The sequence below is a fragment of the Teichococcus deserti genome, assembly GCF_001982615.1.
Lineage (GTDB): Bacteria > Pseudomonadota > Alphaproteobacteria > Acetobacterales > Acetobacteraceae > Pseudoroseomonas > Pseudoroseomonas deserti.
The window spans coordinates 1-11,787 of sequence record NZ_MLCO01000236.1 but is presented as its reverse complement, the minus strand read 5'-3'; the positions used below and the strand labels follow the sequence as shown (position 1 = coordinate 11,787).

Sequence of the window (11,787 nt, the reverse complement as noted above, 5' to 3'; positions counted from 1 at the left end):
GGGTGGTGGCGGGGGAAGCCGAGCCCCCCGGCCTAGCCAAGGCTGGCCTTCAGCGCGTCGATCACGTCGGCCAGCTTCACCCCGTCGGCGCGGGCGGAAAAGTTCAGCGCCATGCGGTGGCGCAGCACCGGCTCGGCCAGCGCGATCACATCCTCGACACTCGGCGCCAGCCGGCCGTCCAGCACGGCACGCGCGCGGCAGGCCAGCATCAGCGCCTGGGCGGCACGCGGCCCGGGACCCCAGGCCAGGTGCTGGCGCACGGCGGGCAGGGTGGCAGTCTCGGGCCGGGCGCCGCGCACCAGCGCCAGGATGGCGTCCAGCACCTGCTCGCCCACCGGGATGCGGCGGATCAGCGCCTGGGCCGAGAGCAGCTCGGCGGCGGTAAGCGCTGCCTCAGCCTTGGCTTCTGCCGCGCCGGTGGTGGCCAGCAGCATGGCGCGCTCGGCCGCCGCATCGGGGTAGGTGACCTCGACCTCCAGCAGGAAGCGGTCGAGCTGCGCCTCGGGCAGCGGATAGGTGCCCTCCTGCTCGATCGGGTTCTGCGTCGCCAGCACATGGAAGGGGGCGGGCAGCGGATGCACCTGGCCCGCCATCGCCACCTTCCTCTCCTGCATCGCCTGCAGCAGGGCGGACTGGGTGCGGGGCGAGGCGCGGTTGATCTCGTCGGCCATCAGCAGCTGGCAGAAGACCGGGCCCTTGATGAAGCGGAAGGCGCGCTTGCCGTCGCCCGCCTCCTCCAGCACCTCGCTGCCCAGGATGTCGGCGGGCATCAGGTCGGGGGTGAACTGCACCCGGCTCTCGGCGAGGCCAAGGACGGTGCCCAGCGTCTCCACCAGCTTGGTCTTGCCCAGGCCCGGCACGCCCACCAGCAGCACATGGCCGCCCGAGAGGATGGTGATCAGCACCTGCTCGACGACGTCGGGCTGGCCGAAGATGACGCGGCCCACGGCCTGGCGGACGCGCGCCAGCCGGACGCCCAGCGCCTCGACCTCGGCCACCAGCAAGTTCGGATCCGTGGGGTCTGCCACTTCAACCATGCCTCTGCGCCTCCTTATATAGACCGGATATGGGAAGCCGGCCTGCGATGGCCAGCCCGCCCCTTCTGCCAGGAGCGACACTTGGGGAAGCCTATGACCACCGGGCGCATGGACGAAGCATTGAAACAATCTGCGATGGAACATGGCGCCTGCCTGCGCACGCAGGGCGCCGGAACCCCGCTCAAGAAGCCCAAGCCGGGTGGGCCGCCGCGGCCGCGCCACGAATGCGGCGCCCTCGACATGCGCATCGCCCGCGACGGCACTTGGCACTACCAGGGCAGCCCGATCGGCCGGAAGGAGCTGGTCTGCCTCTTCGCCTCGGTGCTGCAGCGGGCGGAGGATGGCAGCTACTGGCTGGAGACGCCGGCCGAGCGCGGCTCGATCGTGGTCGAGGACGCGCCCTTCATCGCCGTCGAGGTCTTCTGGCGGCGCTGCGACGGGCGGCAATGCCTGACCTTCCGCACCAACCTGGACGAGATGGTCACCGCCGATGCCGACCACCCGATCCGCGTCGCGATCGACCGCCGCTCGCGCGAGCCGCGGCCCTATGTGACGGTGCGCCCCGGCCTGGAGGCCCGCATCAACCGCGCCACCTTCTCCGAGCTCGTGGCGCTGGCCGAGCCGGAGACGGTGGACGGCCGCGAGGTGCTGGGCGTCTGGAGCGAGGGCGTCTTCTTCCCGATCGACGACGTCCCCGGCAAGGCGGCGCTGGCGCAGTGACCGCTGCCCTTCCCGTGCCGCTGGCCCTGCCGCTCGACGCGGCGGAGGTCGAGCGGCGGCTGTCCGACCCGGCCCGCCTGGCCCGCGCCGCGGCGCAGCGCGTCGAGTCGCAGGGCACGCCCGCCGCCGTGCTGGTGCCGGTCGTGCTGCACCCGCGGCCGACCCTGCTGCTGACGCTGCGCGCCGCCCGCCTGTCCAGCCATGCCGGCCAGGTCGCCTTCCCCGGCGGCCGCATCGAGCCGGGCGAGAACCCCGAGCAGGCCGCGCTGCGCGAGGCCGCCGAGGAGGTGGGGCTGGACCCCCGCCTGCCGCGCATCCTCGGCCGCCTGCCCGAGCACCTGACCGGCACCGGCTATCACGTGACGCCGGTGCTGGCGTTGCTGGAGCCGCCGCTGAACCTGGTGAACGCGCCCGACGAGGTGGAGCAGGCCTTCGAATACGACCTGGCGCCGCTGCTGGACCCGGCCCTGCCGGAGCGCCGCAGCGCCATCTGGAAAGGCGAGCGACGCCACTTCTTCGTCTGGCCGCATGCCGAGCACTATGTCTGGGGGGCCACCGCCGCGATCATGCAAAGCCTGGCCGATCTGCTGCGCGAGGGCTGACGGCGACGCCTCCGTTCGCATCATGTTCTTGACTTCCGGGCAACCCTGACGAATGAGTCAGGGCGCGAACGGAAAGGGAACTGGTCATGCCGGATGGCAGCATCCGCGCCGACGCCTCCAGCCTGCTGGAGGGCGCGCGCAAGGGCCGCGGCGCCACCAGCAACCCGGCCGTGCGCTTCGACCGGCTGGCGCTGGAGGCCTTCGACGACGGCTGGCAGACCCTGGAGGAAGCCTTCGCCGAGCTGCCGCCGCTGGCCACCACCCTGACCCGCGACGCCGCCCGTTCGGCGATCTCCTGGAACAGCTCGCCCGATATCGGCTTCGATCGCGCGGTGAACCCCTATCGCGGCTGCGAGCATGGCTGCGTCTATTGCTATGCCCGCCCCAGTCACGCCTATCTGGGCCTCTCCCCCGGCCTGGATTTCGAGACCAGGCTGCTGTTCAAGCCCGATGTCGGCGCGCTGCTGGAGAAGGAGCTGCGCAAGCCCGGCTACACGCCGCGCCCGATCGCGCTGGGCTCGAACACCGATCCCTACCAGCCGGTCGAGCGGCGGATGAAGCTGACCCGCACCATCCTGGAGGTGCTGGAACGCTTCGGCCATCCGGTGACCATCGTCACCAAGTCGGCCGGCGTGCTGCGCGACCGCGACATCCTGGCCCGCCTGGCGGAGCGCCGCCTGGTGCGCGTCTGCCTGTCGGTGACGACCCTGGACCCGAAGCTGGCCCGCATCCTGGAGCCGCGCGCCGCCTCCCCCGAGCGGCGGCTCGCAGCACTGCGGGAGCTGTCCGATGCCGGCATCCCGACCGCCCTGCTGGCCGCGCCGATGATCCCCGCCGTCAACGACATGGAGCTGGAGCGCTTGCTGGAACGCGCCGCCGCCTGCGGCGTCACCCGCGCCGGCTATGTCCTGCTGCGCCTGCCGCTGGAAATCGCCGGGCTGTTCGAGGACTGGCTGCGCGAGCACATGCCCGACCGCGCCGACAAGGTGCTGTCCCTGGTCCGCCAGACCCGCGGCGGCCGCGTCTATGACAGCGACTTCGCCCAGCGCATGTCCGGCACCGGGCCCTATGCCGAGATGCTGGCCACCCGCTTCCGCATCGCCGCACGGCGCCTGGGGCTGGAGAAACGGGACGGGGCGGAGCTGGATTGCTCGCAGTTCTCGCCGCCTCTCCTTCCGGGGGAAGGGAGGCAGCTGGATCTTTTCTGAAGAGAAGACAGGCAAGGGAAGAATCTGGGGGCATTGAATGCCCCCAGACCCCCACATTCATGTTGCGTCCCGCCTCTGGCCTCGTGGCGCCAACTGACGGCGGGGTCCGGGGTGACACTGTCACCCCGGCGGGGGTGCAGGGGGCGGAGCCCCCTGCCCGCCTGTCTTACTTCAGATGCTCCTGCAGCCGCGGCATCAGCTCCACCAGGTTGCACGGCTTGTGCCGGGCATCGAGCTGGAAGCGCAGGATATCGTCCCACCCGTCCTTCACCGCCCCGGAAGACCCCGGCAGCGCGAAGAGGTAGGTCCCGCCCGCGACGCCCCCGATCGCCCGCGACTGGATCGTCGAGGTGCCGATCTTCTGGTAGCTCAGCATGCGGAACAGCTCGCCGAAGCCGGCGATCTCCTTTTCCAGCACGCGGGTGAAGGCTTCCGGCGTCACGTCCCGGCCGGTGATGCCGGTGCCGCCGGTGGTGATGCCGACATCGATCTCGCCATCGGCGATCCAGCCGCGCAGCACCGCCTCGATGGTGTCCGCCTCGTCGCGGACGATCTGGCGGCTGTGCAGGCGGTGGCCGGCGCCTTCGACCCGCTCGGCCAGGATGGCGCCCGACTTGTCGCTGGCCAGGTCGCGGCTGTCGGAGACGGTCAGGATGGCGATCGAAACCGGCAGGAAGGGCAGCGACTCGTCGATCGGCATGGGCTTCTCCTCACGGCGCCGCGGTGTCAGGCGCCAGCGTCACCTGGTTGCGGCCGGCACGCTTCGAGGCATAGAGGGCAGCATCCGCCGCGGAGATCAAGGCCTCGCCCGACGTCGGGGCCGAAGGGCCGGCGTCGATGCCCGCCACGCCGGCGCTGAAGCGGGAGAAGAAATGGCCGCCGGCGGTCTCGAAGGGCGTCTCGGCGAAGCGCTCGCGGATACCGTCGATGATCTCGGCCGCGGCGTCGGGCGCGGTGTTCAGCAGCAGGACGGCGAATTCCTCGCCGCCATAGCGGCCGATCACGTCGGTGCGCCGCAGCCGCTTCTGCAGGCTGCGCGACAGTCCGCGGATCACCCGGTCGCCGACCAGATGACCATGGGTGTCGTTGACCGCCTTGAAATGGTCGATGTCCAGCAGCACCAGCGACAGCGCCATGCCGTGGCGCTGCGCCCGCTCCAGCTCCAGGCCCAGGCGTTCCTTGAAGCGGGCGTGGTTCAGCAGCCCGGTCAGGCTGTCGGTTTCCATCACCGCGCGCAGGGCGCGGGCGCGCTCGGCGCGCAGCCGCACCAGGTCGACCAGCCGGTCCAGGTCGACCGGCTTCGGGATGAAGTCGTCGCCGCCCAGGCGGCGGGCCAGCATCTGCTTCTGCGGATCCTGCTCGGCCGAGAGGAACAGGATCGGCAGCGACAGGTTGCGCCGCGTCTGCCGGATGACACGGGCCAGCTCGATGCCGTCGATATCGGGCATCTGCATGTCCATCAGCACCAGGTCCGGCGTCGCCGCGGCGATGGCGGCGATCGCCTGGCCGGGATCGGAGATGGCGGTGACCTGCATCCCCGCCTGGCGCAGCGCCAGCGCATAGGCCTCGGCCAGCAGGGCGTCGTCGTCGACCACCAGGATCGAAGGCGCGGCCTCGGCGCGGCTGCCGGCGAAGTGGTCCAGCCAGTCGGCCAGCTCGTTGACGTCGAGCGGCTTCGGCACCACCGCCTCGACTCCGGCGCGGGCGGCCTGCAGCCGGGCCGCGAAGCCGCTTTCGCCAGCCAGCAGCACCAGCGGCGCGCGGTCGGCCAGCTGGCGGCAGAGCTCCAGCGCCCCGGGCAGGGCATCGTCGACCACGGCGGCGGCGATGCGCGGCGGCGTCTCGGCCGCGCCCGCCGCCCCGTCCGGCAGGCGGGTCACGGCATAGCCCAGATTGGCGATGACGGCCGAGAGCATCGCCCGGTCGCGCGGCTCGGCGAAGAGGAAGACGGGTTCGGCGGCTTCGGCGCGGTTCTGCGCGGCGGCGGTGCCGGGCGCGCTGTCCCGGCCGTCGGGCCCGGCCTCCCAGGCGGCGGCGACGGCGCCGATCAGCAGCGTCGCCTGGCGGATATGGGCGGCGTTCGGGCTGTGTTCGTCGCGCAGGCCGAGCAGGATCAGCTCCAGCGGCGCCGCGGCCGCCGAGAGCGCCGGGAAGCCGAAGGTGCCGCCGGCGCCGGCCAGCCGATGGGCGGAGGCGGCGAGCTCCGCCACCTCGACCCGCGCCGCGGCGTCCCAGGCCAGGCGGCGCGGCTGCAGCGCGGTCCAGCCGGCCTCCAGCGCGCGCACCCGCTCGCCCAGCCGCTGCACCCCGTCGGCGCGCAGCCGGCGCAGCGCATCGCGCATCTCGAGCTCGGCGGCGCCGGGGACGGCCTCAACCATCGCGGCGGCTCCAGATGTCGCGCACCTGGGCCGAGAGGCTCATCGGGTCGAAGGGCTTGGAGATGACGTCGATGCTGCCCAGCGCCCGGTAGCGCGCCACCTCCTGCGGCTGCACCTTGGCGGTCATGAAAATGGCGGGGGTCGCCCTGGTGGCCTCCAGCAGGCGCAGCCGCTCCAGCGTGGTCGGCCCGTCCATCTCCGGCATCATCACGTCGAGCAGCAGCAGCTGCGGCGCGAAGCCTTCCGCCTTCCGCAGCGCCTCGGTGCCGGAGGCGCAGGCCTCGACGGTGAAGCCGCCGACCGCCTGCAGGGTCAGGGCCGCCAGGCGGCGGACATCGTCGTCGTCCTCGACATAGAGGATGCGGTTCAGCTCGGTCATGGCGGTTCAGGCCTCGGTCGCGGGGGCCGAGGGCGTGCCCTCGATCAGGTTCAGGATGGTGCCCTGCAGGGCGCGGTTGTCGGTGCGGCTCTTCACCAGCGAGGCGGCGACGCTGCGCGTGGTGCGCGCATCCATGTCGCTGGCGGAGAAGATCAGCACCGGCGGCGGCGGGTCCAGCGCCCGGATGTCCTGCAGCAGGTCGAGGCCGCTGCCGTCGGGCAGGCCGACATCGATGATCACCAGGGCGAAGGGATCGGGGCCGGCCAGCGCGCTCCGCGCCTCGGCCAGGCTGCGGGCGGGGACCATCTGCGCGGCGTCGCCCATCACGGCGGAGACCACGCGGGTGATGTCGGCATCGTCCTCGACATGCAGGATGGTGGCCGGGCCGCCATGGTTCTGCAGCGCCTGGCGCAGGGCCGCGCGCAGCCGCGCCGGGTCGATCGGCTTGTCCAGCCAGTCGACCACGCCGACCGCATCGCCGTTCAGCGCGCGGCGACCCTGGTCGGCGATGGCCGAGACCACCACCACCGGCAGGACGCGGCCGTCCTCGCGGCGGCGCAGGCGGCGGAACAGCGACAGCCCGTCCTCGTCCGGCAGCATCAGGTCCAGGGTCATGGCGTCGAAATGGCCGCGGTCCAGCCAGTCGATCGCTTCCGCCGCATTGCCGGCCAGCTCGCTGTCCCAGCCATACTGGTCCAGGATCCGCTGCAGCAGCAGGCCGATATCGGGATCGTCCTCCACCACCAGGGCGCGGCGGCGCTGGCCGTTCGGGCTGGCCAGCGGCAGCGGCGCCGAGCGCTCCACCAGCCGCGGCAGCGAGAAGAAGAAGCGGGTGCCGCCGCCCTCGGCATCCTCGAAGCCGATCGTGCCGGCATGGTGCTCGATGATCGCCTTGCTGATCGACAGGCCGAGGCCGGTGCCGCCCTTCTGCCGCGCGTCGGAAGAATCCGCCTGGGCGAAGCGCTGGAAGATGCGGCCGCGGAACTCCTCCGGGATGCCGCGGCCGAAGTCGCGCACGCTGAAGGTGACGTTGCCGGCATCGATGCCCAGGCTGACCACCACCTTGCCGTCGCGCGGCGAGAACTTGGCGGCGTTGGAGAGAAGATTGGCCAGCACCTGCTGGACGCGCTGCACGTCGGCATAGATCTGCGCGTCCGGCCCGTCCTCGTCGAGCAGGAACTCGACGCCGAACTGGCTGCCATAGGCGCGGTTGGCGGTGACCGCCTGTGCCAGCAGCTGCCGCGCCGAGGTCCGCTCGCGCTGGAAGTCCAGCCGGCCGCTCTCGATCTTCTCGATGTCGAGGATGTCGTTGACCAGCAGCACCAGCCGCTCGGAATTCTTGTGGGCGATGTCGAGCAGGTCGCGCGCCTGGGCCGGCAGCTGGCCGACCACGCCGCCCATCACCAGGCCGAGCGAGGCGCGGATCGAGGTCAGCGGCGTGCGCAGCTCATGGCTGACGGTGGAGACGAACTCGCTTTTCAGCGCGTCCAGCCGGTGCCGCTCGGTGGCGTCGCGCAGCACGCAGACGGCGCCACCCTCGGCGTAGTGGCCGACCGAAAGCTCGGCCGGGAACAGGCTGCCATCGGCCCGCCGCGCCTGCACCTCGCCGTCACGCACGCCGAAGCCGGGGATGAGGGCGCGGATGCGGCTGCCGGCGAGCTCGTCCGGCGTCAGCTGGAACTGCTCGGAGGCGGCCAGGTTGGCGACCTGCACCCGCTCCTCGGCATCGACCAGCAGGATGACGTCGCGGGCGTGGTCCAGGATCGACTGCAGCCGGCCTCGGCTCTCGCCCAGCGCCGCATTGGCCGCATCCGCCACCTGCTTGGCCGCCTCCAGCTCGGCATAGCGGCTGGCGGAGGCGGAGAGGTGCCGGTGCAGCCCCCAGACCGCGGCGATGGCCAGCGTCGCCGCGGTCAGCAGCAGCAGCACGAAGACGGTGCGCAGCTGCTCGACCTTGACCAGATAGGCCTGGTTGTAGCTGGCCAGGTCCGCCCGTTCCCGGGCGATCATGGTGTCGATGGCGGCGGCCAGGCGGCCGCGCTCGTTCCCCGCCTCGCGCAGCAGCAGCGGCAGGTCGACCTCGGCGCCGACCAGGCGGATGGTCTGCTGCATGCGGGCGGCCAGCGCGTCCAGCCCGCGCGACAGCGCCGAGGCCGCCGGGGCCTGCGGGTCGCCCTCCGGCGCCAGGGCCAGCATGGCGGCCTGGCGCCGCCGCAGCTGGGCCAGCGCTTCGTCATAGGCCTGGCGCGCCGCCTGGTCGCCCGGGCTGGACAGCGCCAGGTTGCGCATCACCACCGCCTCGAAGACGGAGTTGCGCAGCTCCAGCAGGCTGGTCACCGTCTGGGTGCTGGAATCCACCGCCAGCCGCTGCTCCCGCCCGTCCTCCAGCACGCGCCAGGCGGCGAAGCCTCCGGCGGCGAAGATCAGCAGCAGCACGAGGGCGGTGATCAGCGTGGCGAGGCTGACCCGGCGGTGGGCGGCGAACTGGACCATGCGGGGGACCATCCTGGTCGGGGTGAGCGGCAGCGACGCGGCGGCGCGGCTTTGCGCGCCCCGCCGGACCGGGCGGCCCAGCGCAAGCTGCGCCGGGGCCCGGATGGCATGCGCCGCGCGGCCGTGCAACCGCGGTCTTTCTTGGCAGGATGCGTCAGGAGAAGAGAATAAAACTCTTAGGCGCGACCGGTGTCGCGCGACGGGACGGCCGGGGAAAACGCCCCGGCCGTCCCGCGCGGCTCAGCGGAGCCGCGGCGCCGGCTGCTCGGCCACCTCGAGGGCCGGGCTGCCGAAGCGCGGGAAATTTCCCGCCGCCAGCGCGTCCAGGCTGGGCGAAGGCAGGCCCAGCCGGCTGGCATAGATCCAGGAATAGGTCAGCACGCGCTGCACGAAGACCCGGGTCTCGCCGACCGGAATGCTCTCGACGAACAGGAAAGGATCGTCCTGGTGCCGCACGTTCGGCGCCCAGCGCCCGACATTGCCGGGACCGTTGTTGTAGGCGGCCAGCATGCGGATCAGGTCGCCATCCACCACCTCGCGCGAGGTCAGCAGGTGTAGGTAGCGCTGCGCCAGCTCCATCGAGAAGGCGGGGTCGTGCAGCCGGCCGGCCGCCCCCCCGCGCATCCCCGATTCCTTCAGGATATAGGCCGCCGTCGCCGGCATGATCTGCATCAGCCCGCGGGCGCCGGCCGGCGAGACGGCGCGGGCGTCGAAGCGGCTTTCCTGCAGCGCCAGGCCATAGAGCAGGGCCGGGTCGACGCGGAAGCCGGTCAGCGGCTCCAGCCGCGGCAGCGGGAAGCGGTCATAGTCGCGCGGCCGGCCGTCGCTGGTCTGGGCCAGCGCCGCCACCTGGGCGGCGAGCTCGGTCATGCCGGCGGAGCTGGCGACCGCCAGCATCGCCCGCGACAGGCCCGGATTGCCCTGCGCCACCGGCCAGAGCCGGCGCAGCTCGGATTCGGCGCGCTCGCCCTGGCCGATCTGCAGCAAAGCCAGCGCCCGCCAGCCGGAGGCGGTCTCGGCCAGCGCCGCGCCCTCGGCCTCGCCGGCCACCTCCCGCTCCCAGGCGAAGCCCGGGGCCAGGCCCAGGATGCGGCGGGCGATCATGCCGTAGAAGGCGCGCGGCTCCTGCGCCGCCTGCAGCATCCAGGGCACATACAGTTGCGGCCGGCGGGTGCGGATCGCCGCCCGCGCGGTCCAGAAGGCCGCCGCCGCGCGCAGGGCCGGGGCGGCGCTGTCGGCGCGGGCCGCGGCCTCGAACTGGGCCAGCGCCAGGTCGGCCTTGCCCATGCCCCAGGCCGAGAGGCCGGCGACGAAGGCGGGATAGGCCAGGCCCGGCTGGGCGCGGGCGGCCTCGCCGGCGATGCGGTAGGCCTCCTCGTCGCGGCCCTTCTGGAACAAGGCGAGGGCCACCTCGGCGCGCAGCAGCCCGGCATAGCTGCCGCTGGCGCCGCGGCTGACCGCGGAAAGGGCGGCTTCGGCATCGCCGTCGCCGGCGGCCGAGCGCACCGTCCGGTCCAGCCGCGCGTCGCGGCTGACGGCGCGGTTGGGCGGCTCGCGCTCCTCCGGCACCGCCTCGGCCTCGGGGGCCAGGAACTCGTCGGGCGGGGCCGGCGGATGCGGCGCGTTGCGCGGCAGGCGGCGGCGCAGCACGCTGTGCAGATAGGCCGCATCCGGATGGTCGGCATATTCGGCGAGCCAGGCATAAAGCTCGGGCACCGACGGCTCCGGCGCGCCGGGCCGGCGCCAGCGATCGGCCAGCACATGGCCCATCAGCCGCCGGTCCTCCAGACGCTCGGCCTCGGCCTGGGCGGCCGCGAAGTCGCCGTGCTTCTGCAGCGCGAAGACGCGCGACAGCCGTGCCGCGTCGGAAGGGGCAAGGGGTTGCGGAAGTCCCGCCACGCCTGCGGACAGGGTGGGGTTCGGGACGCTCATCATAGCCCGCTCAAGGGGGGCGGTCTCTCCGGCCCGTTGCGCCTGGGCGGGGACCTGAGCCCCCCCCACAAGCGACGCCACGCAGCCCAGGCCGAAGGCCAGGATGCGCGGACGCAGGGCCATGGTGCAGAACGCTCGCATGGCGTTGAAGGCGTTAACGGCCCTGCGCCGGGGGGGCAATGCCTGATGTCGGGACAAATCTCACGACATGAGACATCTCTAAGGAAATCCAGCAGCTTGGAGCCGCAGGTTTCATCAAGATCCGTTTATTTTGGTGGCGACTTATTCACATTTTCCGAGTCGATGCTGCGTCGCAACAGAAGCAGATCGGCCCAGGCATCCCGCTTCGCCGCCGGGTTCCGCAGCAGATAGGCCGGGTGCAGCGTCGGCAGGGCGGGCAGTTCGGCGCCGCCCGCCGCCAGCCGGTGCCAGCGGCCGCGCAGCCGGGTGATGCCGTCCTTGGCGCGCAGCAGCGCCTTGGCCGAGGTGCCGCCCAGCATCACCACGTGGCGCGGCTGCACCAGCTCGATATGCCGCAGCACCAGCGGCAGGAACTGGGTGATCTCGGCATCCGTCGGCGTCCGGTTCCCCGGCGGCCGCCAGGGCAGGATGTTGGTGATGTAGAAGCCGGTGCCCGGCGCCTCGCTGGTCCGGTCCAGCCCGATGCTGGCCAGCATGCGGTCCAGCAGCTGGCCGGAGACGCCGACGAAGGGCCGGCCCAGCCGGTCCTCGTCGCCGCCCGGCGCCTCGCCCACGAACATCAGCCCGCTTCCGGGATGGCCGTCGGCGAAGACCATGTTGGTGGCGGTGTCGCGCAGCGGGGACTCGACGCTGGCGATGGCCTCGCGCAGCGCCTCGAGGCTGCCGGCCCCGGCGGCCAGCGCCGCGGCGCCCTCGGCGGCCGGGCTGGTCATCGGCCGCGTCAGCGGCAGCACCGCCGCCGGGCGCTTCAGCGGCGCGCGCGGGGCCGGCGCCCCGCCACGCTCCGCCGGGCGGGGGGGCGGGTCACGGGGCTGGCTCGTATACACATCTCCGAGG

Annotated in this window: 10 protein-coding genes; 3 read left to right on the top strand and 7 right to left on the bottom strand. The window is 72.7% G+C overall.

Going from position 1 to position 11,787, the window contains the following annotated elements; translation table 11 throughout:
* Window positions 1-32: 32 nt before the first annotated feature.
* Complete coding sequence (locus tag BKE38_RS21765; protein WP_076959338.1) at window positions 33-1,037, bottom strand: AAA family ATPase; 1,005 nt, start codon at window positions 1,035-1,037, stop codon at window positions 33-35.
* A 135-nt stretch (window positions 1,038-1,172) separates the two neighbouring features.
* On the opposite strand from BKE38_RS21765, the gene BKE38_RS21760 reads away from it, so the two are divergent.
* The 3 genes from BKE38_RS21760 (at window position 1,173) to BKE38_RS21750 (ending at window position 3,567) form a co-directional block, all read left to right on the top strand.
* Complete coding sequence (locus tag BKE38_RS21760; RefSeq protein ID WP_242662535.1) at window positions 1,173-1,757, top strand: DUF1285 domain-containing protein; 585 nt, start codon at window positions 1,173-1,175, stop codon at window positions 1,755-1,757.
* Window positions 1,754-2,359, top strand: coding sequence for a CoA pyrophosphatase (locus BKE38_RS21755; protein ID WP_106409278.1), 606 nt, complete (start codon window positions 1,754-1,756; stop codon window positions 2,357-2,359). Before BKE38_RS21760 ends, BKE38_RS21755 begins: the two co-directional genes overlap by 4 nt.
* A gap of 86 nt (window positions 2,360-2,445) precedes the next feature.
* Window positions 2,446-3,567, top strand: a complete 1,122-nt coding sequence (locus BKE38_RS21750; RefSeq protein WP_076959337.1) for a PA0069 family radical SAM protein — start codon at window positions 2,446-2,448, stop codon at window positions 3,565-3,567.
* Between the two features lie 166 nt (window positions 3,568-3,733).
* Here BKE38_RS21750 and moaB read toward each other — a convergent pair whose 3' ends face one another.
* The 6 genes from moaB to BKE38_RS21720 form a co-directional block, all read right to left on the bottom strand.
* Window positions 3,734-4,267 (bottom strand): molybdenum cofactor biosynthesis protein B, encoded by a 534-nt coding sequence (gene moaB, locus BKE38_RS21745; protein WP_076959336.1) that lies wholly within the window; start codon window positions 4,265-4,267, stop codon window positions 3,734-3,736.
* Between the two features lie 10 nt (window positions 4,268-4,277).
* On the bottom strand, window positions 4,278-5,945 hold the full coding sequence (locus BKE38_RS21740) for a diguanylate cyclase (protein ID WP_076959335.1): 1,668 nt from the start codon (window positions 5,943-5,945) through the stop codon (window positions 4,278-4,280).
* Window positions 5,938-6,324 carry a response regulator gene (locus BKE38_RS21735; RefSeq protein ID WP_076959334.1) on the bottom strand — a complete coding sequence of 129 codons (387 nt, stop codon included), beginning with the start codon at window positions 6,322-6,324 and terminating at the stop codon, window positions 5,938-5,940. The genes BKE38_RS21740 and BKE38_RS21735 overlap by 8 nt, the downstream gene beginning before the upstream one ends.
* Window positions 6,325-6,330: 6 nt before the next feature.
* Window positions 6,331-8,817, bottom strand: a complete 2,487-nt coding sequence (locus tag BKE38_RS21730; protein WP_076959339.1) for an ATP-binding response regulator — start codon at window positions 8,815-8,817, stop codon at window positions 6,331-6,333.
* 240 nt (window positions 8,818-9,057) lie between these two features.
* The gene (locus BKE38_RS21725; protein ID WP_242662534.1) at window positions 9,058-10,749 is read right to left on the bottom strand and encodes a lytic transglycosylase domain-containing protein; all 1,692 of its coding nucleotides are present in this window, start codon (window positions 10,747-10,749) and stop codon (window positions 9,058-9,060) included.
* Between the two features lie 266 nt (window positions 10,750-11,015).
* The coding region (locus tag BKE38_RS21720; protein ID WP_106409279.1) for a uracil-DNA glycosylase at window positions 11,016-11,787 on the bottom strand (772 nt) is incomplete at its 5' end.

Bases quoted from the DNA above. Each gene is read 5' to 3' on its own strand.
- BKE38_RS21765 (WP_076959338.1), bottom strand. From the start codon at position 1,037: ATGGTTGAAGTGGCAGACCCCACGGATCCGAACTTGCTGGTGGCCGAG.
- BKE38_RS21760 (WP_242662535.1), top strand. From the start codon at position 1,173: ATGGAACATGGCGCCTGCCTGCGCACGCAGGGCGCCGGAACCCCGCTC.
- BKE38_RS21750 (WP_076959337.1), top strand. From the start codon at position 2,446: ATGCCGGATGGCAGCATCCGCGCCGACGCCTCCAGCCTGCTGGAGGGC.
- moaB (WP_076959336.1), bottom strand. From the start codon at position 4,267: ATGCCGATCGACGAGTCGCTGCCCTTCCTGCCGGTTTCGATCGCCATC.
- BKE38_RS21740 (WP_076959335.1), bottom strand. From the start codon at position 5,945: ATGGTTGAGGCCGTCCCCGGCGCCGCCGAGCTCGAGATGCGCGATGCG.
- BKE38_RS21735 (WP_076959334.1), bottom strand. From the start codon at position 6,324: ATGACCGAGCTGAACCGCATCCTCTATGTCGAGGACGACGACGATGTC.
- BKE38_RS21730 (WP_076959339.1), bottom strand. From the start codon at position 8,817: ATGGTCCAGTTCGCCGCCCACCGCCGGGTCAGCCTCGCCACGCTGATC.
- BKE38_RS21725 (WP_242662534.1), bottom strand. From the start codon at position 10,749: ATGAGCGTCCCGAACCCCACCCTGTCCGCAGGCGTGGCGGGACTTCCG.